Origin of the sequence: Sagittula sp. MA-2, assembly GCF_030126985.1 — a bacterium.
Taxonomy (GTDB): Bacteria; Pseudomonadota; Alphaproteobacteria; order Rhodobacterales; family Rhodobacteraceae; genus Sagittula.
Genome location: NZ_CP126145.1, coordinates 2537199 through 2556661 on the forward strand (window position 1 = coordinate 2537199; position 19463 = coordinate 2556661).

Sequence of the window (19463 nt, forward strand, 5' to 3'; positions counted from 1 at the left end):
ACATTTACCGCAAGGCATACCCTTCGCATAGCGTGAAGTGTCGCGCTTTTAGATTTACGTCTAACTTTTTCTTGACGATTAGATTTTTGTCTAATATATCCCCTCCCCATAACCACCCTGCTGCGGGCAGATGGGAGAGACGAGATGACCACCGAAGCAGAACGCAAGATCCGGGCAATCGACCTTAGGATCGACGCTATCGTGGCGGAACTCCATCGGCAGAAGGACGGTCGAGACGACGCGGGTTACGCCCTGTGGGAGAACCACGGCGCCCTCGCTGCATTCCACAGCGCCGCCTACATCCGTCGCGCCGAGTGGGTGGAAAAGCGCGACAACGCTGCCCTCGAAGCGGAGCGCGCCGCCTTCCGCGAGTATCGCCGCAACCTCGGCCGCGGCGCCCCCACAGTATCGCTGGAACGCTGCGCGCACTGCGGTAGCGCGATCCGGTCCGCCGTCTAATCCGCTGTAGGGACACCCGCCATGACGAACACACCGCACCGCGAAAGAGGCCCGGGCACCGGCGTCCATGGCGGGGGCCGCGTTCTGTCAGGCGGCCGGTCTGGACCGCGCGCGTGTGAAATCGTCGCCGTACATCGACTGCCCCGCCCGGTCGTGCGCCCGCTCCATCAGTCGCTTGCGGCAGGGCGGCTCCTGCCCGTGCAGAAGCACCAGCTCTGCCTCAACCTGGCGGGCGTCGCCCCCGGCGGCGACACGCGACTGAAGTTCGTAGAATTTCTGCCGCAAGAGCGCGTGCTGGCGCGCCGCGGTTCCGTGGTCCCAGACCAGCTGTACGGCACCCACGACGGCGACCGCGACAGCCATCAGTTGGGCGATCAGCGCATGCTGGTTTCCGATGGCCAGAACCGCCCCGGACCCGAGCGTGATGTTGACCGCGGTCAGCATCCGGTGCCAGCGCATCAGCCGATGCTCGCAGATCTCGTGGTAAATGCCCGAGAACAGCAGCCGAAATTGAATGTCGACTACGGGCGGGGCGGTCGGATGATCGGCGGCTGCCCCTGCGTCCCGCCACCCGGCGTCGGCGGCTTTCCCGGCCTCGGTTTTTTGGCCCATCTGGTTTCTCCGTTTTTGAACATGTCTCCATTGACCCTTTTTCAGTGGGGATGTGGCGGGGCGCGTGGTGTCGTCACGCGTCCCGCACCGAAGAATACCACATCTTGCCCTTGCGGCAACGACCAGCGGTCCGAACGCACCCCCTCCCCACATGTTGAAGGTGACACCATGCCGGTAGCCCACTCCAGCGGACGCCCCGCGACCTCTGTCCGTTCCGATGAAACCGCCGCGCTGATGGTCGGCGACAGGCGCCCCAACCCGATCATGGCCATGCAGACATGGTCCGCGCTCAAGGCCCGGCAGATCCTCGAGGACGGCACTTCGGCCCGGATCGAGGACGACCGCGCCCACCGTCTGACCCTTCTGCGCCTGCGGCACCCCGAATGCTGGGCACCGGCCCCCCGGGCGTTCGAGCACCGCACCGTGGCGGAGGCTGTTGCCGCCGCCCAGCCCGCCATCCGCGCCGCCGTCGCGCGCCACACCCCGCAGGGCAGCGCGTCATGACCCGCGCCCGCGACCGCCTGGTGATCGACCTGCGCCGCGCCGGGTTCCGGGTCGAGGCGCGCGACTTCGCCCGCACCTTCGGCGCATCCGGCCCGGACATCCACACCTACGACATCCGCCGCGAGGACGGCGCCTTCGTCACCCGCATCATCGTGCAGGAACTCGGCGAACAGGGCATCGACACCTTCTACCTGTCGACCGCCCAGACGCTGACCGAAGACGTCACCCGGATCATCGACATGGCCGCCCGGCAGATGGCTGCAGAGCGGGCGGTGATGGCATGATTCTGGGCATCTGCCTTCTGCTGGCATCACTTGCGTCGTTTATCACGACGGCCGGCATGCTGCGACGCGTGGACCTGATCGACCTCCTGACCGGCCGCTATTCGGTCGCCGCGATGGTGGTCGTCGTGGCGCTGACGGCTCTGGCCACCGTCCTGCTGATCGGCGGCCTGATGGTCCTGGCAGGCATCGAATGATGGCCCCGGCCACACCCAACAGAGCGCGGCCGCATGGTGCGGCCCGCCCCCGGGGCTTAGCGCCAGTCCGGTGCGCCCCGGGGTGTAGATCGGAGCGGGCTGCATGAGCGAACGGATTCACAATCTCCTCGCTGCGGCGTCCCTCGCCAGTTCTGCGGCCAGCGACATGATCGATGCGGTGCACGACGGCGACGTTATCGCCATGGGCAACGTTGACGCCGGGAAAACCTCCACCGCATTGGCGAACGCCTTGTGGATCGTCCTGGAAGCGATGCCCTCCGCCGGCGAAGACGAAACCCAGCTTCAGGGCGCCCTCGAGCGCTACCTGGAGGACCGGACATGAAGGCGTCCGAGAAGTTCTGGCAGATCGCCCACCTCGGCGCGGCCCTTCACGGCAAGAGCGATCCGCGCAAGCGCTACGACACCTACGCCGAGGCGAAGACCGCCGCCGAGCGCACCGCGACGACCTCGGGCCAGCCCTACGCCGTCCTCGAATGCACCCACGTCGCCCAGCCCGGCGACGACGCCACCCCGCAACTGATCTGAACAGGACGCGACAATGATCTTCGGGAAGACCAAGCAGCAAAAGCAGGAGGCCAGGGAAACTTGGAGGCAAGCTTTTGCCTATTGCCCCGTGGAGCTTTGGGACGGTCGCTGGGTCTTCTGGCAGCCCTACTGGACGAGGTTCAGCAAAACGCCCCCCGACGGCTTCGGCGTCTTCATGCAACCGGTGACGCAGAACTTCCTGGAACTGCCGGAGCAGTTTCGGCCAACGACTCCGAAACCGCCAAAGAAGTGAGGCCCCCCATGCGCATCCTGATCCTCGCCACCCTCCTCACGCTCGCCGCATGCGGCGGCAAGTCCCGAGACGAACGGATCGTCGACCACATCCTCGCCGATCTCGACCGCCACTACTGATCCGAGATGCTGTCATGCCTTCGAAACCCTGCGCCAATCCCATCGCCCGCCGCGCCGCCATGCTCTGCAACGACGCGCGCTTCCAGCGGTTCGCGGCAGAGCGCGAAGGGTTCGACGGCGGCCAGTTCAGCAGCGAGGCGTCCGCCGAGTTCCTGCGCCGCTGGTGCCGGATCGACAGCCGCCGCGAGCTAGACACCACCCCGGCCGCCGCCCGGCGGTTCGACACCCTCCGCACCGAGTTCGACGCCTGGACCGGGCGCATCGCCCGACCTCACTGAAAGGAGCCAGTCATGGCCGAGACCATTCGTATGTCCGCAACACTCACAGACGGCACCGAGATCAGCACAGGTCCGATGTCCATGTCGGACTTCCAGAAGGCCGCACGCAAAGTCACCGGCAAGCCGCCCATGCGTGAGACCTCAGACGACAAGGCCGTCTCCAACCGCGCCTATGGCGTCGCTGCGGGAGAGCTGAAGACTTTCATCGAGCGGATCGAACGCCTCGAGGAAGAAAAGAAGGAGATCGCCGACGACGTGAAGGAGGTCTTCGCCGAAGCCAAGGGCCGCGGGTACGACACCAAGGTCATGCGGAAGGTGATCTCCCTGCGCAAGCGCGATGCGGACGATGTCGCCGAGGAAGATGCGATCCTCGAGATGTACAAGGCCGCGCTCGGGATGCCCTGACAATGACCCTCGACGAAGCCCGCCAGATCATCCGCCGCCCGGCAGACCACGACGACGCCACGATCCGCGCCGTCGCCGCTCTGGCGTCCCGGGAGGGTGACACCAAAGACGCCGCCCTGGCGGCGCCGTTCCTTCGGTTCGGGTTGCCGCTTCGCCCGAAGGAGAGCCAGTCATGACCCGCCCACTGCGCGTGCTGATCGGCTGTGAAACCTCCGGCATCGCACGCCGGGCTTTCGCTGCGCGTGGCCATGATGTCTGGTCCTGCGACATCGAGGCGGCCGAGGACGGCAGCAACCGGCACATCCGCTGCGACATTCGCAATGGCATCCTGCTGGAGGGCTGGGACCTTCTGGCGGTGATGCACCCGCCCTGCACGCGCCTGTGCCGTTCCGGGCGGCGCTGGATGTCCGGGCCCGGCAAGTGGACCCAACCGAAGCAACTGCCCAAGGGCAGGACTTGGGAGGACATGCGCGACGAGTTCGAGGAAGGCGTCGACATCTTCACGACATGCTGGACGGCACCGATCCCCAGACGCGCGATCGAGAACCCGGAGATGAACGACCTCGCCCGTGACCGCATGCCCGCCAACCTGCCGGCGCCCCAGATGGTGCAGCCCTTCTGGTTCGGCGAACCTGCCTACAAGGCGACCGGCTGGTACTTGGACGGACTCCCCGAGCTGGTCGCAACGGACCGCCTACCGGAACCCGAGCGCGACACTGCCGAGTGGAAGGCGTGGAACGCCGTTCACCGGATGCCGCCGGGCCCCGAACGCGCCCGCCTGCGCAGCCGATCTTACCCCGGAATGATGAACGCGGCCGCCGCTCAGTGGGGCGCGTGGGCCACAGCAGAGGAGATGGCGGCATGACCGACCAGACAGAAGCCGCGCGGCTGACTGATCAACTGCGGAATTTCGCGCAAGGTTGCCGTGGAAGCATGTGGCAAAGCCGCGACGAAACGATCCGCCTGATGGATGAAGCCGCCGCCCGCATCGCCGCACTGGAGGCCGAGCTTGCCGCCGCCAGACGCTGCCCGCCTTCTGTCGAGGACATGACCCGGCGGTTCCTCACGTGGCCACTTCCGGAGGACTTCTCCCCCGACGCGGGCATCACCTTCGAACCGGTGATGAACGCAGGCACCGCGTACGAGCACAAGCACCAGCCCGTGGGCACCAACCTGCTAAACTACAAGCAGGCCAAGGCGATGGTGAAGCACATCACCGGCGCCGAAGGCGCGGCCGACGACACTCCAGCCCGCCCCAGCGTGGCAGAGGCGGCGAAGGCGCTTCTGGCAAACTGTCCCAACCCGATTTTTGACGATCTCAAGCCAGAGATGATCGGCGAAATTCGCGTGCCAATCACAAGCGTTGATGAGGACGGCGACGAGGTTTCCGAAAGCATCATGCTGCCGTGGTACACGATGAAAGAAGTGATCCACTTAGCCCTCCGCACCCTCGCAGGGGAGGACGGCCAGTGACCGACCAAAACAGCTGCCGTCACTTCCTTGGCCTATTCCCAGACCGGCGACCGTCCTGCGCCATGGGACGCGATGTCCGCGCGTGGGCGATGCGCTGCAATGGCGGCTCAAACTTTGGGATCGGCCTACGGCTTCCGTGCACCAAGCAGGCGTCAGACGCAGAGAAGCCACTGTTCGACTGCCCGGAGCTTGATCGAAGGACCGACGAAGAAGTCGAAGCGCGACGGGCTGAGATGAGGGCCGTGATGTCGCGCCTAATCTCAGCCATGCCAGCGCTGAATGACCTTCGCCAGTCGATGATCGAGACCGGGCAATCCAGCAGGACGGAGGACTGCCCATTCTGTGGCGAGGTCGGGACCCTGAGTGTCTCCGTCGCCATCGGCGCCAACAATCACATGCGTGCGCAGTGCTCGAAGTGCGGAGAAGGGTTTATCGAATGAGCAATTATCGCGACGTGACGGCAATGCCGAGCGGGGTGCACGAAGCCCTGTGGCAGATGTTCCTTTCTGGCCCGATCTGGGACGGCGATCTCGTCTGCAAGACCTCACGCAAATGGCTGGTAGAGCAAGGCTATGCAGGGAAGTCCTCGGGTTTCAACTTCCTGACCGCGCAAGGCGTTGATCTGGCCGTGTCAGTCGGCATGGACCGGAAAAAAGAGAAGCTGAACCGCTAACCCCGAAAGGAAAAAACCATGCCAGTATCCATGGAAACAGCGCGAGCAATCGCTTTCGCGCACCGCGAAATTGAGACAGCGGAAAAGCTGCTCGCAGATGTCGAAGCGGCCATGGCCACTTCGTCTTTCGATCAGAAGGACATCCGGGACGCCTTCGGGCGTCGGTATGATGGCTTGCAGCTTGGCGTCCCCTCGGGGTCCGGTCACCGCATTTTCAATGTTCCGTTTTCGATGTGCCGGCCGATCATCGAAGCGCACATCGCAAACCAGCGGACCATCGTGCAGCTCTACAGCGAAAAGGCTGGGATCGAGGCGATGGGCGACAAAGGCGAGATAATGCCCACCGCTGAGCGGATCGAAACCGAGTCCGAATAACCCGCAGGAGGGGCAGATGACCGTCAGCGCAGAAACAGTCGAGGCCCTACACGCCGTCAAGGCGGCATGGGATCACTGCCAATCAGTGTGCGATTACCGGAACCCGAAACGCGATGATGAGGGCCAAGGCCGCATCTGCGAACACCACGACAACACCAGCGGCATGGAATGGTGCGACCCCTCGCACTGCCCTCTGCTGGCGCTGTCCTGAAAACCCGGAGACCGACATGCCCACCTCGATCCCTCCCCTCTGCCTCGATGACCTGCAAGCCCCCTTCATCCGCGCCGCCCGCACCGAGACCATGCTTCGGGACTTCAACCGCCTGCGCAGGGCGATCCGCATGGACCACGACATCATCGCCGCCGAGAAGGCCCTCGACAACTGCGAGCGCTGGATCGGCTGCATCGACCCGAACGTGACGGAGACAAGCGAATGAAGGATCGGATTGAAAAGCTGGCCCGCCGCTTCTGTTCCCAAGAAAGCGAAATATGGGAGGAGGCCCCGAAAAGCTACCGTGAGAGGTGGATGCGGGAAGCGAGGGAGGCTGCGTGGTCTGAGCGCCTCGCCCAAGCACGCCGTGAGGCGCTGGAAGAGGCGGCAAGGACAATGCCGCGCTATTTTGGGGTGTGGTCTTCGACAGGCGTGCACATCGGGGTTTGGGAGGACGGCAAAGTTGCGGCCGACGTCCTCGCCGAATATCCCGGAGGCTTCATGCGCGACCTCTTAGACGTAAGCGCCCTCCGCACCCTCGCAGGGGAGGACGGCCAGTGACCGACCAAAACAGCTGCCGTCACTTCCTTGGCCTATTCCCAGACCGGCGACCGTCCTGCGCCATGGGACGCGATGTCCGCGCGTGGGCGATGCGCTGCAATGGCGGCTCAAACTTTGGGATCGGCCTACGGCTTCCGTGCACCAAGCAGGCGTCAGACGCAGAGAAGCCACTGTTCGACTGCCCGGAGCTTGATCGAAGGACCGACGAAGAAGTCGAAGCGCGACGGGCTGAGATGAGGGCCGTGATGTCGCGCCTAATCTCAGCCATGCCAGCGCTGAATGACCTTCGCCAGTCGATGATCGAGACCGGGCAATCCAGCAGGACGGAGGACTGCCCATTCTGTGGCGAGGTCGGGACCCTGAGTGTCTCCGTCGCCATCGGCGCCAACAATCACATGAGCGCGCAATGCTCGAAGTGCGGAGAAGGGTTTATCGAATGACCCACGAAGCTCATATCCAGCCGGTTGCTTCGGTCGAGGTTGCGGCGCTGCATTGCGAGTGCGGCACGTGCGGGGCCTCGATCCTGATCGAGTACGAGGCTCTGGACCAAGAGTTCGGCAAGGTGGACCCCGCGCACGACTTCGGCGAGTGCCCCGAATGCGAGACGGTCTACGACGCCCAGGCGGCGCGGTTCAGCGCAATGGTCGAGGGAAACGCAGGATGACCGATCCGCAAACCCTCGCCAAACGCCGCATCGAAGCCTGCGTCACGCAATCCCAGATGAACGCCCGGAACCACGGCGGAGATAACGCCGAAGCTGCAATGGACCTTCTCTGCGCCTTCGCGCTCATCGTCGGGAAGTCTGGCGGCGATGCAGATGCCGCGCTCTCGAAGGCATGGACCAACGCGAAAGTCGTCGTGGCCGATTTCTGGCCTGACAGGAAGATCAACTGAGACCTACCCCCGCTCGAAAGGAGATACCCGTGAGCAAAAGCGAAGATGCCATCGAGGCAGAAATCAACGCGAAGGGCTTGATTGCACCGCGCATTACGCCCGACATGCTCGATGCAGAGATCGTGGCCGAAGACTATCACGTCTTCCCCGGCTCGTGCCTGACCGTGTGCTGCCTGACGCTCAAGAACGGCTTCACCGTCACCGGCGAAAGCGCATGTGCCAGCCCGGAAAACTTCAACGCCGAGATCGGACAGAAGATCGCGCGCTCCAACGCCCGCGAGAAGCTGTGGCCGCTTCTCGGCTTTCGCCTGCGCGACCAGTTGGCCGCCTAATCTTCTAGGTCGGGACATCCCGGCCTAGCCACTCAGGAGACCTGCCATGACCGACACCATCTGCATTTACCATGCCAACTGCGCGGACGGCTTCACCGCCGCATGGGCGGTGCGCGAAGCCCTTGGCGATGCCGTCGAGTATATCCCCGCGAGCTACGGCAGCGAGCCGCCGAAGGTGGCCGGGGCTGACGTCATCATCGTGGATTTCAGCTACAAGAGGCCGGTTCTGGAGCGCATGGCGATGACGGCCAGGTCGATCCTTATCCTCGACCACCACAAGACCGCCAAGGATGATCTGGCCGGATTGCCTGAGCCCCACATCAACGGTTGGGCTGACCATATCAGCGGCCTGTCGCTGGAAATCGAGAACGGCCGAGATCCGAGATACCCCCGCGCCCTGTTCGACATGGACCGCAGCGGCGCGCAGATGGGGTGGGATTACTTCTGCCGAGGCGCACGCCCCTTCCTTGTTGACGTGGTAGCAGACCGCGACCTGTGGCGCTGGAAGATCGACCAATCCCGGGAGATCAACGCCGTGATCGGGTCCCACGAAATGACTTGGGACACATGGCACGAACTGGCCGCGCGCCTCCAGGCTGATGCGGACATTGGTCGGGTCGCCGCCGAAGGCGAGGCCATCCTGCGGGCGCATGACAAGCTCGTGCGGCAGGTCATCGACGTGTCGAAGCGGCGAATGATGATCGGCGGCCATGATGTGCCGGTCGCAGCCGCACCCTACGCCTTGGCCTCGGACACCGCAGGGACCATGGCAGAAGGTGAACCCTTCGCCGCTACCTACGTCGACGGACCCAAGGGCCGCGCCTTCTCTCTCAGGTCCAGAGCCGACGGGCTGGACGTGTCGAGCATCGCGCAAGCCTATGGCGGCGGCGGGCACCGTGGCGCTGCTGGCTTCCTGATGCCGCTTGGCTGGGAAGGCGACCCTTCTCCCGTACAATCCTGAAGACCCGGAGGCACCCATGGCAGCCTATGTGAAACAGCAAGATCAAGTTGTCCTGATCCTATCCAAGGCTGAAGCCTCGGCCTTGAACGACAGATTGGACCGCACGCAAGAAAGTTGGGATGTAGTGGTCGAAATCTTCCCCTCGAATAATTCGACAGCGGCGGCGCTTGACCGGGCGCAGCGCGCGCTGGCCGTTGCCTGCGAACCATCCTCGCGCTCAGGCGCAGCGATCCTGTAACCCCGGAGACCGCCATGCAGCTACGCGAGACCATGAGAGCGCGCCACGCGCCTGACGTTTACGCCGGCCCCAACTGCGACCGGCACGAACCGCGCTGGATGGGATCGGCGGAGGGCGACATGGACGGAGACGGGCCAGTGGGCCGCGAAGGTACGCTCATGCTCTCAGCACGGACCTTCCCGCCGGGAACGGTGGTCGCGGTCTCGATTCCTGTGTGCCCCAACTGCCAGGAGACCCCGCACGACATGGGCGATTTTCCCGACGGCAAGGGCGGCTGGTTCACCAAGTGGTCGTGCGGCTGCGATTTCGACTGGCACGAGTGGGCCAGCGATGAATTCTCCTGAAACGACCTAACGCTGGAGACCGCCATGACCGTCTTCCTCCCTCCCAACTGCCCCGACTGCGGCCGCGCCCCCGGCCAGCAGCACCAGGACTGGTGCCCCGATCACGGGCCGGTCGAGGGGCCGAAGCGCGCCATGCCCGACAAGCCGATCCTGTTCAGCGCGGCCATGATCCGCGCGCTACTCGACGGACGGAAGACCCAGACGAGGCGGGCCATCACGAAGGCTGCTGCGATTGATGCGTTATCCGTCTTCGGCCCGGATTTCCTCACCCTGCCGGGAAACCGGGACCTACTGCCGATCAATGTTGTGCCGGGAGACCGCCTCTGGGTCCGCGAGGCATGGCGCACAGCTGATGCCTATGACGACCTCAAACCGTCAGAGCTGGGTGGCGAGGAGCCGATTTCCTTCGAGGCAGACGGCAGCGCGCAAACCTTCGGATGGCCATCGCCTCGTGCTTGGGGGCGCTATCGGCACGGGCGGTACATGCCCCGCTGGGCCTCCCGCCTGACCCTGACCGTGACGGACGTCCGGGTCCAGCGAGTGCAGGAGATCAGCGAGGCGGACGCGGTGGCGGAGGGTGTCACTCCCTCTGAAGAGCCCAACGAGATGAAGTGGGAGCACTACGCCCCGCATGGGGTAGCGTTCCGCACCCTCTGGGACAGCCTAAACGCCAAGCGCGGCTACGGCTGGGACGCAAACCCGTGGGTTGCGGCCTACACCTTTACCGCCACGCGGCAGAACATCGACCAGGTGCAAGTATGACCGCGCCTCGCCCCTACACGCCCGACACACTGGCCGAAAAGTGGGCCTGCTCCGCCGAAACCATCCGTCAGATGTGCAAACGCGGGGATCTCCATTACTTTCGCGTGGGACGCAGCTACCGAATCCCCGCCGCCGCCGTAGAGGAACACGAATGCCCGACATCAGCATTGGACGACTGCGCGGAGGATTCTGCGTCTACTGGCCCGGAGCCGATGGAAAGCGGCGGCGGCATCGTCTTGAGGCACGCACGCGAAAGGAAGCTGAAGCCGAGGCAGTAGAGGTCTATCGCCGGATCACCTTCGTTGAACGCCCGAGTGACCCGACCGTTTCGGACCTGTGGGCCGAGTATGTGGAAGACCTGGGCGACAAGCCCACGGCAACGACGATGGGCTACACCGGCAAGGCCATCCTGCCCCACTTCGGGGCCTACACTCCCGAGAACATCGACAAGGCCCTGTGCGTCCAGTACGAGCGCCTGCGCGTGTCTCAAGGCATCTCCCAAGGCTCGATCTGGACCGAGTTGGGGCACCTTCAATCCGCGCTGAAGTTTGCCGCCAAGGTGCGCCGCATCAAGCTCGCGCCGACGATATGGCGCCCCGCGAAGCCGGCCGGCGACAAACGCATCCTCGACAAGGGCGAAGCCCGCGCGCTGCTGGACGGAGCAAGAGACGCGCACATCCGCCTCGCCCTGGCGCTGCTGCTGGGCACCGGCGCGCGCCTTGGTTCTGTCCTCGATCTGACTTGGGACCGCGTCGACTTCGATCGCGGGACGATCAACCTGCGCCTGCCGGACAGCAAGACCCGCAAGGGCCGCGCCATCGTCCCCATGAACGCTGGCATCCGCGCCGCCCTCGACGTGGCGCAGCGTGCCGCCCTGAGCGACTACGTGGTCGAGTATGCCGGCCAGCGCATCAACAGTATCCGAACCGGGTTTTCCGCCGCCGTGACCAGATCCGGGATCGGCCACGTCCGCATCCACGATCTGCGCCATACCGCCGCCGTTTGGATGCTGTCAGAGGGCGTGCCCATCGAGAAGGTCGCACAGGTGCTTGGACACTCGAATATCAGCGTCACCTACAGCACTTATGGCCGCTACCTGCCAGAGCACATGCAGGACGCCGTGAACGTGCTGGACTTCACCAGCCTGAAGGACCGGAAGGCGTGAGGTTCATTGAACCGCAACGCACTTCGCAAATTCACCGTAACGCATTGAAAACATTGGTGGGTGATGAGGGACTCGAACCCCCGACATCTTCGGTGTAAACGAAGCGCTCTACCAACTGAGCTAATCACCCGCGCCGCGTCGAGATAGACAAAGCGCGGCGTCAGTGCAAGGGGCTCTGTCCGCCCTTTTCGCACCCGTTCCTCCCGCAGCGTCAATCCGGACCGGAGATCGCCCCGTCCGCACCGGCGGTTCCGCGAAAAGACGGCAGCACGCGGACCACCGCCCCCCCCTCGCCCAAAAGAAAAAGCGCGCCCGGATGGGACGCGCTTCGAATTCTGGTGGGTGATAAGAGATTTGAACTCCTGACATCTTCGATGTGAACGAAGCGCTCTACCACTGAGCTAATCACCCGGTAGCGGGGCTTTTAGACTCACTCGGCAGCCTGTGCAAGAGGGTCCTGTCCGTTAATTTTGTCCTCGTCGGGCTGCCGCAGACGGGCGTTTATGATCTGCCCGTTGCCCGCCTTTTTCATCCGCGTGACCTTCATCTTGCCGAACGGCGCGAGGTTCAGTTCGCGCCCTTCCGAGAGCGCCTCGCCCAGGATCGCAAGCGCCGCCTCGATCGCGGGCTTGGCGTCGCGCTTCTTGATGCCGGAGCGTTCCACCGCGAGGTCGATCAGCTCCTTCTTCCTCAGTTCCGGCTGCGGCACGATGGGGATCTCCTCGACCGTGACGGGCTCCGCCTCGGCAGGCGGGGAAACGGCGGGCGCCTCGGACCGCTTTCCGGCGGCGTCTGCATGCAGGACCTCCTCGTCCGTGTTCAGGATCCCTGCGCCGGCAGACCCGGATTTGCCGGCGCGCGCCTTCCCGGCAGAGGGCTTGCGTGTGGACTTGGACCGCTCGGCGGCCGGTGCTTTTGCTGTGCTCATGATACCTGTCTCTGCTCGGTGTGCGGCGCCGCAATCACGTGCAGCTGCTCGGTTTGTATCGCGTGAGCCTAGCGCAAAACGCCTCTCGAAGCCAGCGTTTGCTTGACTCGTACAACCATTCCCCGCCAGTTTGACAGAGCAACTTTGTCTGGAGAACGACCATGAAAAGGTACGCTGCCGCGTTCGCCCTTCTCACTGCCGCCAGCGCCGCGCAGGCCGGCAGTTACGATGCCCCCGCCGATCCGCCGGTGATGCCGCCGGTCATCGTCGAGGACGACGCCGCCGCCAGCAGCATGCCCTCCGCGGGTCTGGTCCTGGGCCTCGCCGCACTGATCGTCTTCGGCGTCGCCGCCGGGAACTGACCCCGCCCCTGCTCTGCAGTTCACCCGGCCGAACGCCCAGCGCCCCCGGCCCTAGGGTCCTGTTGCGCCCGACGCAGGGACAGTCCGCCAGGGACAGCCCCCGGCAAACCGGACATGAAAAAGCCCCGACACGCGGTCGGGGCTTTCCTGTTTCAAGTGATCGGGCGGACGCTCAGTGCGCCACGGTGCTCGACACGGAGTCCTCGGACTTGGCCTTGGCTGCCGCCGCCGCTTCCTCCGCCGCCTCGTCCCATTCGATGGGCTCGGGCTTCGACACCAGTGCCTGGCTCAGCACCTCGGACACGTGCTTGACGGGGATGATCTGCAGCCCCTCCTTCACGTTGTCCGGGATCTCCGCCAGATCCTTCTCGTTTTCCTCCGGGATGAACACCGTCTTGATGCCACCGCGCAGGGCCGCGAGCAGTTTCTCCTTCAGGCCGCCGATGGGCATGGCGTTGCCCCGAAGCGAGACCTCGCCCGTCATCGCCACGTCCTTGCGGACCGGGATCTGCGTCAGCACCGACACGATCGACGTCACCATCGCCAGACCGGCAGAGGGACCATCCTTCGGCGTCGCACCGTCCGGCACGTGCACGTGGATGTCGATCTTGTCGAACTTCGTCGGCTTCACCCCGATCTGCGGGGAAATCGAACGCACGTAGGAAGACGCCGCATCGATCGACTCCTTCATCACGTCGCCCAGTTTCCCGGTGGTCTTCATCCGGCCCTTGCCCGGCAGCTTCAGCGCCTCGATGTGCAGGAGGTCGCCGCCGACAGAGGTCCACGCCAGCCCGGTGACGACACCGATCTGGTTCTCTTCCTCCGCCAGCCCGTAACGGTGCTTCCGGACGCCCAGGAATTCGTCGAGGTTGTCCGCCGAAACGACCACCTTCTCCGCTTCCTTCTTGACGATCTTCGTCACCGCCTTGCGGGCAAGCTTTGCCACCTCGCGTTCAAGGTTCCGGACGCCGGCCTCCCGCGTGTAGAAGCGGATGATGTCGGTCAGCGCGCTGTCCTCGACCACGAACTCGGACTTCTTCAGACCGTGGTTCTTGGTCACCTTGTCCAGCAGGTGCCGCTTGGCGATCTCCAGCTTCTCGTCCTCGGTGTACCCCGAGAGAGAGATGATCTCCATCCGGTCGAGAAGCGGCCCGGGCATGTTGTAGCTGTTGGCCGTGGTCACGAACATCACGTTCGACAGGTCGTATTCCACTTCGAGATAGTGGTCCACGAAGGTCGCGTTCTGTTCGGGGTCCAGCACCTCCAGCATGGCCGAAGCCGGGTCGCCACGGAAGTCCTGCCCCATCTTGTCGATCTCGTCGAGCAGGATGAGCGGGTTCGTGGTCTTCGCCTTCTTCAGCGCCTGGATGATCTTGCCCGGCATGGAGCCGATGTAGGTCCGGCGGTGGCCGCGGATCTCGGATTCGTCACGCACGCCGCCGAGGCTGATGCGGATGAACTCGCGGCCCGTGGCCTTGGCCACCGACTTGCCCAGCGACGTCTTGCCGACACCCGGAGGGCCGACGAGGCAGAGGATCGGGCCCTTCAGCTTCTGGCTCCGCGCCTGCACGGCGAGGTACTCGACGATCCGCTCCTTCACCTTCTCAAGCGAGTAGTGATCGTGGTCGAGGATGTCCTGCGCCTTGTTCAGGTCCTTCTTCACGCGCGACTTGGTGCCCCACGGAATGGACAGCATCCAGTCGAGGTAGTTGCGCACGACGGTCGCCTCGGCGGACATGGGCGACATGTTGCGCAGCTTCTTGAGCTCCGCGTCGGCCTTTTCCCGGGCTTCCTTGGACAGCTTGGTGTTCTCGATCTTCTCTTCGAGCTCGGCGATTTCGCCCTCGCCGTCCTCGCCGTCGCCGAGTTCCTTCTGAATGGCCTTCATCTGCTCATTCAGGTAGTACTCGCGCTGGGTCTTCTCCATCTGGCTCTTGACGCGGGTCTTGATCTTCTTCTCGACCTGCAGGACGGACATCTCCCCCTGCATCAGGCCATAGACCTTCTCCAGCCGCTCGCTGATCGAAAGCGTCTCAAGCAGTTCCTGCTTCTGGCCCACTTCCACGCCGAGGTGACCGGCCACGAGGTCGGCCAGCTGCGCCGGTTCGGTCGCTTCGCTGACGGCGGCCAGCGCCTCTTCGGGGATGTTCTTCTTGACCTTGGTGTAGCGTTCGAATTCCTCTGCCACGGTGTGGGTCAGGGCCTCGATCGCGGCGAGGTCGCCGGGCATCTCGGTCAGGTACTCGGCCTTCGCCTCGAAGAAGTTCTCGTTCTCGATGTACTCGACGATGCGCACACGGCTCTGGCCTTCCACCAGCACCTTCACGGTGCCGTCGGGCAGCTTCAGAAGTTGCAGGACATTCGCCAGCACGCCCGCCTTGTAGATGCCGGAGGTCTCCGGGTCGTCGATCGCGGGATCGATCTGGCTGGCAAGCAGGATCTGCTTGTCGTCGTTCATCACCTCTTCCAGTGCGCGCACGGATTTCTCGCGGCCCACGAAAAGGGGCACGATCATGTGCGGGAACACGACGATGTCGCGCAGCGGCAGCACCGGGTAAGATGGATTGAGTGGCTGTTTCATGCTCGCGTTTTCCTGGTTCTTGGCAAGACGGCAGAGCCCCGCATCGCGGCAACTTGCGCCGTCTCCGGTCAGAACACACTACATGTGCCGCCTGACCCCGGATTTCAAGCAACCCGGGCCGGCCCAAGGTGTGTGGCGCTCAGTGTGACCCTGCCCGCCCGTTTCCGCAAGCCGGGTTTTCGGGCCAAAGTGAACGATGCACGGCCATGCCGGCACGGCGGTTCAAAATCCCGTCATGACGCGGCCGGCGCCCGGAGCCGCGCTTCAAACCCGCCCGCAAAACGACAAAAGGCCGGTGCGGCGCATTCCGCGCCCCCGGCCCCTGCCCCGAACAAAAGACTGACTGAAGACCGGCCTCAGCCGTCCTTCTGCGCGTCCGCCTCACGGGCGGCCTTCATGCGTGCCAGAAGCTCCGCCTTGCTGGGTGCGCCACCGCGGGCGTCCTTGCCCTGCGGCGCGTCCTTGTGCCCGTCGTAGCGCGGCGCGCCCTTGGCCGCCTTGCCCTTGCCGGATTTCCCGTAGTCCATGAACGTTCTCCTGATCGTCGTCACCGGCGCGAGACCCGACTCACGCATGACGATCCAGCCCCCATCTTGCAGGATGGGGACCGGATGCAAGGGCTATTTGCCCCGGTTCGTGCCTGTGCGCTTACGCGGCCTCGTCGCGCAGGGCCGGATAATCCGTGTACCCCTCGCGGCCACCGCCGTAATAGGTGGACGGATCGCCCTCGTTCAGCTCCGCCCCGACGCGCAGACGCTCCGCCAGGTCGGGGTTGGCGATATAGGGCCGTCCGAAGGCCACCAGATCGGTCAGGTCCCCTGCAACACGCTCCACGGCCATATCGCGGTCATAACCGTTGTTGCCCATCCAGATGCCGTCGAAGCGGTCCTTCAGCGCCTTCAGGTCGACACCTTCCGGCAGGTCGCGCGGCCCGCCCGTCTGGCCCTCGATCATGTGCAGATAAGCCAGCCCGCGGCCCGAGACGAAATCGACGAGGAACGCGCCCAGCGCCTTCGGATCGCTGTCGGTGGCGCCGTTCGCAGCGGAATAGGGCGAAAGGCGCAGACCCACATGCGCGGCGTCCCATGCGCCGACAACCGCATCCAGCACCTCGCCCAGCAGGCGCGCGCGGTTCTCGAACGATCCGCCATAGGCGTCGTCACGCTTGTTCGGGCCGTCCTTCAGGAACTGGTCGATCAGGTAGCCGTTGGCGCCATGCACCTCGACCCCGTCGAAACCGGCGGCCTTCGCGTTGACCGTCGCCTTGCGGAAATCCTCCACGATGCGGGGCAGCTCACTAGTCTCCAGAGCGCGCGGCACCGAGACATCGACCATCTGCTTTCCGTCGAAGGTCTGCACACCCTCGGCCTGCACCGCAGAGGGGGCCACCGGCGCCTTGCCGTCTTCCTGCAGGGACGTGTGGCTGATCCGGCCCACGTGCCAGAGCTGCAGGACGATCTTGCCGCCCTCCGCATGCACCGCGTCCGTCACCTTCTTCCACTGGGCGACCTGCTTCTCGCTGTGGATGCCCGGGGTCCAGGCATAGCCCTTGCCCTCCGGCGAAATCTGCGTCGCCTCGGTGATGATCAGACCGGCGCCCGCGCGCTGCGCGTAGTAATCGGCGTGCATGTCCATCGGCGCGTCGTCTTCCATCGCACGGTTCCGGGTCAGCGGTGCCATGACGATGCGGTTCTTGAGGTCCATGGCCCCAACCTTGATCGGGTCGAACAGGCTCTTGCTCATGAGAGGCTCCTTTCGGTTTCGTCGTTAAGACGTGTGCCGCCCAATGCTGCACCGCAACGAAACGTTCCCCCTTACCTGCGGACAGGCCCTGTGCCGTGGCGCGCACAAGAACGCGACCGGCGCGGCCGAAGCCCCGGCTTTGTGGCAGGACCAAACCGTGATAGGCTCCGCTCCATTCTGATTAAGCATCGCTGTGCGTCCGGCCTTTTCCGGGCGACTGTTTAACGAGGAGTTTTGCAAGTGGCATTCAAGATCGCGAACGACGTCAAACCGATGAAGAACTACCGCAACTGGGGCGAATTCGTCGGCTACAAGGGCAACGGCATCCACCCCACCTGCTGCATCGGACGCTTCAGCTTTTCCAACGCCATCAGCGCGACGGTGTTTTCCTATCTCAACCAGAAATCCGACGTGCCGCTCGACGGCGCCATCGCCGCGGTCGTGAGCATCGAGACGCAGATGAGCAAGACCGGCGCGCTGGCCGACAGCGTCAAGCTCACGCCGCTGGATGCCTTGGCGGCCGTCGTGCCAGCCGCGAAGGTGGCGCAGGTCGGCCAGAAGATCACCTCCGGCCTCGGGTCGGCAACCATGGCGATGCAGGTGGACGACGAGGCGAAGCACCACGCCAACAACCCGCTGAACCCCCACACGCCCAAAAGCGGCGGGGGCACATGGACCGGCGGCACCCTTGCAGACGAATACGCCACCTTCGCGGTGCTCTTCTGGAAGAAGGTGCCGACCTACGGCCCCTGCTACCGGATCGGAACGCACTACAGTTCCTGACACCGGCTGCACGCTGCGCGACGGCCTGCGCGCCCTCCGCGCCTGCGGAAATTGATGCAGCCAAACGTGTATCAATTTACCGGCAAACCCCGTGTTTCAGCGGATTGATGCCAATTTTACTGCATCAATCACCACAAAAGTTTCATTTTACTCCCCCGGGCCCCATCGTTAACAGGACACGCAAACAACACGGGACCCTCATCATGCGCATCGCGATCCTCGGCGGCGACGGCTTTGTCGGCTGGCCCACCGCCCTCCATCTCTCCAACGCCGGACACGAGGTGCACATCCTCGACAACCTCTCCCGCCGCTGGATCGACACGGAGCTGGGGGTGCAGTCTCTGACGCCCATGGACTCCATCCAGGAACGCTGCCGCATCTGGAAGCAGACCTCCGGCGAAACCATCCGCTTCCACCTGCTCGACCTCGCCAAGGAATACGAGCGGCTGAAACAGTGGCTGGCCGAGCACAAGCCCGACGCCATCATCCACTTTGCCGAGCAGCGCGCCGCGCCCTACTCGATGAAGACCGACCGCCACAAGGTCTACACCGTCAACAACAACACCAACGCCACGCACAACCTGCTGGCCGCGATGGTGGAGGCCGCCCCCGACGCCCATCTCGTGCACTTGGGCACCATGGGCGTCTACGGCTACTCCTCCGTCGGTGCGCCGATCCCCGAGGGCTACCTCGACGTGCAGATCGACACGCCCTCCGGCCCGAAAGAGCAGGAGATCCTCTATCCCACGCGCCCCGGCTCGGTCTACCACATGACCAAGTCGCTCGATCAGATCCTGTTCCAGTTCTACGCCCAGAACGACGGGCTCCGGATCACCGACCTGCATCAGGGCATCGTCTGGGGCACCCACACCGACCAGACCCGGCGGCATGAGCAGCTGATCAACCGCTTCGACTACGACGGCGATTACGGCACGGTGCTGAACCGCTTCCTGATCCAGGCCGCCATCGGATACCCGCTCACCGTGCACGGCACCGGCGGCCAGACCCGCGCCTTCATCCACATTCAGGACAGCGTGCGCTGCGTCGAACTGGCGCTTCAGGACGCCCCCGCGCAGGGCGACCGGGTGAAGATCTTCAACCAGATGACCGAAACCCACCGCGTCCGCGACCTCGCTCAGCTTGTGGCAAGGCTCACCGGCGCCGAGGTCATGAACCTGCCCAACCCGCGCAAGGAAGCCGCCGAGAACGACCTGATCGTCAAGAACGACCAGTTCCTCGCGCTGGGTCTGAACCCCACCACCCTCGCCGAGGGCCTGCTGTCCGAGGTCGTCGACGTGGCGAAGAAATACGCCCACCGCATCGACCGCTCCCGCGTGCCCGCCGTCTCCGCCTGGACCAAGGACATCGCCCGCACCGTCGACCACGACCCCGAGGGCGCGCGCCTGAAATCGGTGTCCTGAGC

36 protein-coding genes and 2 tRNA genes are annotated in these 19463 nt (G+C 64.5%); 31 read left to right on the forward strand and 7 right to left on the reverse strand.

Annotation, left to right across the window (positions count from 1 at the left end; translation table 11 throughout):
* The first annotated feature begins 144 nt into the window (after window positions 1-144).
* A complete protein-coding gene (locus tag QNI11_RS12285) occupies window positions 145-459 on the forward strand; it encodes a hypothetical protein (protein WP_283980356.1) in 315 nt (104 codons plus the stop codon).
* Between the two features lie 87 nt (window positions 460-546).
* Here the strand turns inward: QNI11_RS12285 and QNI11_RS12290 are convergent, their stop codons facing one another.
* Window positions 547-1071 (reverse strand): hypothetical protein, encoded by a 525-nt coding sequence (locus QNI11_RS12290; RefSeq protein ID WP_283980357.1) that lies wholly within the window; start codon window positions 1069-1071, stop codon window positions 547-549.
* A gap of 168 nt (window positions 1072-1239) precedes the next feature.
* Here QNI11_RS12290 and QNI11_RS12295 point away from each other — a divergent pair, with 168 nt between their 5' ends.
* From QNI11_RS12295 to QNI11_RS12420, 27 genes are all read left to right on the forward strand, one after another.
* Entirely contained in the window at window positions 1240-1575 is a 336-nt protein-coding gene (locus QNI11_RS12295; protein ID WP_283980358.1) for a hypothetical protein, read from the forward strand.
* Window positions 1572-1859: a hypothetical protein gene (locus QNI11_RS12300; RefSeq protein WP_283980359.1), complete on the forward strand. Its 288-nt coding sequence runs from the start codon at window positions 1572-1574 to the stop codon at window positions 1857-1859. Before QNI11_RS12295 ends, QNI11_RS12300 begins: the two co-directional genes overlap by 4 nt.
* 56 nt (window positions 1860-1915) lie before the next feature.
* The gene (locus tag QNI11_RS12305) at window positions 1916-2053 is read left to right on the forward strand and encodes a hypothetical protein (protein ID WP_283980360.1); all 138 of its coding nucleotides are present in this window, start codon (window positions 1916-1918) and stop codon (window positions 2051-2053) included.
* 103 nt (window positions 2054-2156) lie between these two features.
* On the forward strand, window positions 2157-2396 hold the full coding sequence (locus tag QNI11_RS12310; protein WP_283980361.1) for a hypothetical protein: 240 nt from the start codon (window positions 2157-2159) through the stop codon (window positions 2394-2396).
* Entirely contained in the window at window positions 2393-2599 is a 207-nt protein-coding gene (locus QNI11_RS12315; protein WP_283980362.1) for a hypothetical protein, read from the forward strand. The genes QNI11_RS12310 and QNI11_RS12315 overlap by 4 nt, the downstream gene beginning before the upstream one ends.
* 13 nt (window positions 2600-2612) lie before the next feature.
* Window positions 2613-2852, forward strand: coding sequence for a hypothetical protein (locus tag QNI11_RS12320; RefSeq protein WP_283980363.1), 240 nt, complete (start codon window positions 2613-2615; stop codon window positions 2850-2852).
* A 133-nt stretch (window positions 2853-2985) separates the two neighbouring features.
* Window positions 2986-3249 carry a hypothetical protein gene (locus QNI11_RS12325; protein WP_283980364.1) on the forward strand — a complete coding sequence of 88 codons (264 nt, stop codon included), beginning with the start codon at window positions 2986-2988 and terminating at the stop codon, window positions 3247-3249.
* Window positions 3250-3378: 129 nt separating this feature from the next.
* The gene (locus tag QNI11_RS12330) at window positions 3379-3654 is read left to right on the forward strand and encodes a DUF2312 domain-containing protein (RefSeq protein ID WP_283983507.1); all 276 of its coding nucleotides are present in this window, start codon (window positions 3379-3381) and stop codon (window positions 3652-3654) included.
* Window positions 3655-3656: 2 nt separating this feature from the next.
* Entirely contained in the window at window positions 3657-3830 is a 174-nt protein-coding gene (locus QNI11_RS12335) for a hypothetical protein (protein WP_283980365.1), read from the forward strand.
* Entirely contained in the window at window positions 3827-4519 is a 693-nt protein-coding gene (locus QNI11_RS12340) for a hypothetical protein (RefSeq protein ID WP_283980366.1), read from the forward strand. Before QNI11_RS12335 ends, QNI11_RS12340 begins: the two co-directional genes overlap by 4 nt.
* Window positions 4516-5127: a hypothetical protein gene (locus QNI11_RS12345; protein ID WP_283980367.1), complete on the forward strand. Its 612-nt coding sequence runs from the start codon at window positions 4516-4518 to the stop codon at window positions 5125-5127. The genes QNI11_RS12340 and QNI11_RS12345 overlap by 4 nt, the downstream gene beginning before the upstream one ends.
* Before the next feature lie 266 nt (window positions 5128-5393).
* Entirely contained in the window at window positions 5394-5567 is a 174-nt protein-coding gene (locus tag QNI11_RS12350; protein ID WP_283980368.1) for a hypothetical protein, read from the forward strand.
* Window positions 5564-5800, forward strand: a complete 237-nt coding sequence (locus tag QNI11_RS12355; protein ID WP_283980369.1) for a hypothetical protein — start codon at window positions 5564-5566, stop codon at window positions 5798-5800. The genes QNI11_RS12350 and QNI11_RS12355 overlap by 4 nt, the downstream gene beginning before the upstream one ends.
* Before the next feature lie 18 nt (window positions 5801-5818).
* Complete coding sequence (locus QNI11_RS12360) at window positions 5819-6175, forward strand: hypothetical protein (RefSeq protein WP_283980370.1); 357 nt, start codon at window positions 5819-5821, stop codon at window positions 6173-6175.
* Between the two features lie 16 nt (window positions 6176-6191).
* Window positions 6192-6386 (forward strand): hypothetical protein, encoded by a 195-nt coding sequence (locus tag QNI11_RS12365; RefSeq protein ID WP_283980371.1) that lies wholly within the window; start codon window positions 6192-6194, stop codon window positions 6384-6386.
* Window positions 6387-6402: 16 nt separating this feature from the next.
* The gene (locus tag QNI11_RS12370; RefSeq protein WP_283980372.1) at window positions 6403-6612 is read left to right on the forward strand and encodes a hypothetical protein; all 210 of its coding nucleotides are present in this window, start codon (window positions 6403-6405) and stop codon (window positions 6610-6612) included.
* Entirely contained in the window at window positions 6609-6947 is a 339-nt protein-coding gene (locus tag QNI11_RS12375; protein ID WP_283980373.1) for a hypothetical protein, read from the forward strand. Before QNI11_RS12370 ends, QNI11_RS12375 begins: the two co-directional genes overlap by 4 nt.
* 266 nt (window positions 6948-7213) lie before the next feature.
* Window positions 7214-7387, forward strand: a complete 174-nt coding sequence (locus QNI11_RS12380; protein WP_283980374.1) for a hypothetical protein — start codon at window positions 7214-7216, stop codon at window positions 7385-7387.
* A complete protein-coding gene (locus QNI11_RS12385) occupies window positions 7384-7611 on the forward strand; it encodes a hypothetical protein (RefSeq protein WP_283980375.1) in 228 nt (75 codons plus the stop codon). The genes QNI11_RS12380 and QNI11_RS12385 overlap by 4 nt, the downstream gene beginning before the upstream one ends.
* Window positions 7608-7841, forward strand: a complete 234-nt coding sequence (locus tag QNI11_RS12390) for a hypothetical protein (protein WP_283980376.1) — start codon at window positions 7608-7610, stop codon at window positions 7839-7841. The genes QNI11_RS12385 and QNI11_RS12390 overlap by 4 nt, the downstream gene beginning before the upstream one ends.
* 29 nt (window positions 7842-7870) lie before the next feature.
* Window positions 7871-8173: a Gp49 family protein gene (locus tag QNI11_RS12395; protein ID WP_283980377.1), complete on the forward strand. Its 303-nt coding sequence runs from the start codon at window positions 7871-7873 to the stop codon at window positions 8171-8173.
* 46 nt (window positions 8174-8219) lie between these two features.
* Entirely contained in the window at window positions 8220-9134 is a 915-nt protein-coding gene (locus QNI11_RS12400) for a phosphohydrolase (protein WP_283980378.1), read from the forward strand.
* Window positions 9135-9150: 16 nt separating this feature from the next.
* Window positions 9151-9372 carry a hypothetical protein gene (locus QNI11_RS12405; RefSeq protein WP_283980379.1) on the forward strand — a complete coding sequence of 74 codons (222 nt, stop codon included), beginning with the start codon at window positions 9151-9153 and terminating at the stop codon, window positions 9370-9372.
* 14 nt (window positions 9373-9386) lie between these two features.
* Window positions 9387-9716: a hypothetical protein gene (locus tag QNI11_RS12410; RefSeq protein WP_283980380.1), complete on the forward strand. Its 330-nt coding sequence runs from the start codon at window positions 9387-9389 to the stop codon at window positions 9714-9716.
* Window positions 9717-9740: 24 nt separating this feature from the next.
* Window positions 9741-10478 (forward strand): hypothetical protein, encoded by a 738-nt coding sequence (locus tag QNI11_RS12415; protein WP_283980382.1) that lies wholly within the window; start codon window positions 9741-9743, stop codon window positions 10476-10478.
* Window positions 10475-10756, forward strand: a complete 282-nt coding sequence (locus tag QNI11_RS27730) for a helix-turn-helix domain-containing protein (RefSeq protein ID WP_373418403.1) — start codon at window positions 10475-10477, stop codon at window positions 10754-10756. Before QNI11_RS12415 ends, QNI11_RS27730 begins: the two co-directional genes overlap by 4 nt.
* 107 nt (window positions 10757-10863) lie before the next feature.
* On the forward strand, window positions 10864-11643 hold the full coding sequence (locus tag QNI11_RS12420) for a tyrosine-type recombinase/integrase (RefSeq protein WP_373418446.1): 780 nt from the start codon (window positions 10864-10866) through the stop codon (window positions 11641-11643).
* 54 nt (window positions 11644-11697) lie between these two features.
* Here the strand turns inward: QNI11_RS12420 and QNI11_RS12425 are convergent.
* The 3 genes from QNI11_RS12425 to QNI11_RS12435 all read right to left on the reverse strand — a co-directional run bounded on the left by QNI11_RS12425 (window position 11698) and on the right by QNI11_RS12435 (window position 12571).
* A tRNA-Val gene (locus QNI11_RS12425) sits at window positions 11698-11773 on the reverse strand.
* Window positions 11774-11979: 206 nt separating this feature from the next.
* Window positions 11980-12054 (reverse strand) — tRNA-Val (locus QNI11_RS12430).
* Between the two features lie 19 nt (window positions 12055-12073).
* Window positions 12074-12571 (reverse strand): HU family DNA-binding protein, encoded by a 498-nt coding sequence (locus QNI11_RS12435; RefSeq protein ID WP_283980384.1) that lies wholly within the window; start codon window positions 12569-12571, stop codon window positions 12074-12076.
* A 161-nt stretch (window positions 12572-12732) separates the two neighbouring features.
* Between QNI11_RS12435 and QNI11_RS12440 the strand changes: the two genes are divergently transcribed.
* Window positions 12733-12933 carry a hypothetical protein gene (locus tag QNI11_RS12440; RefSeq protein WP_283980385.1) on the forward strand — a complete coding sequence of 67 codons (201 nt, stop codon included), beginning with the start codon at window positions 12733-12735 and terminating at the stop codon, window positions 12931-12933.
* Window positions 12934-13105: 172 nt separating this feature from the next.
* On the opposite strand, the gene lon is transcribed toward QNI11_RS12440, so the two are convergent.
* The 3 genes from lon to QNI11_RS12455 all read right to left on the reverse strand — a co-directional run bounded on the left by lon (window position 13106) and on the right by QNI11_RS12455 (window position 17257).
* The gene (lon, locus tag QNI11_RS12445; protein ID WP_283980386.1) at window positions 13106-15514 is read right to left on the reverse strand and encodes an endopeptidase La; all 2409 of its coding nucleotides are present in this window, start codon (window positions 15512-15514) and stop codon (window positions 13106-13108) included.
* A 356-nt stretch (window positions 15515-15870) separates the two neighbouring features.
* Window positions 15871-16041, reverse strand: a complete 171-nt coding sequence (locus QNI11_RS12450) for a hypothetical protein (protein ID WP_198521758.1) — start codon at window positions 16039-16041, stop codon at window positions 15871-15873.
* A gap of 121 nt (window positions 16042-16162) precedes the next feature.
* Window positions 16163-17257 (reverse strand): alkene reductase, encoded by a 1095-nt coding sequence (locus QNI11_RS12455; protein WP_283980387.1) that lies wholly within the window; start codon window positions 17255-17257, stop codon window positions 16163-16165.
* A gap of 240 nt (window positions 17258-17497) precedes the next feature.
* On the opposite strand from QNI11_RS12455, the gene QNI11_RS12460 reads away from it, so the two are divergent.
* Both QNI11_RS12460 and QNI11_RS12465 read left to right on the forward strand, forming a co-directional pair.
* The gene (locus QNI11_RS12460) at window positions 17498-18040 is read left to right on the forward strand and encodes a hypothetical protein (protein WP_100930244.1); all 543 of its coding nucleotides are present in this window, start codon (window positions 17498-17500) and stop codon (window positions 18038-18040) included.
* A 203-nt stretch (window positions 18041-18243) separates the two neighbouring features.
* Window positions 18244-19461 carry an NAD-dependent epimerase/dehydratase family protein gene (locus QNI11_RS12465; protein WP_100930243.1) on the forward strand — a complete coding sequence of 406 codons (1218 nt, stop codon included), beginning with the start codon at window positions 18244-18246 and terminating at the stop codon, window positions 19459-19461.
* Window positions 19462-19463 lie beyond the last annotated feature (2 nt).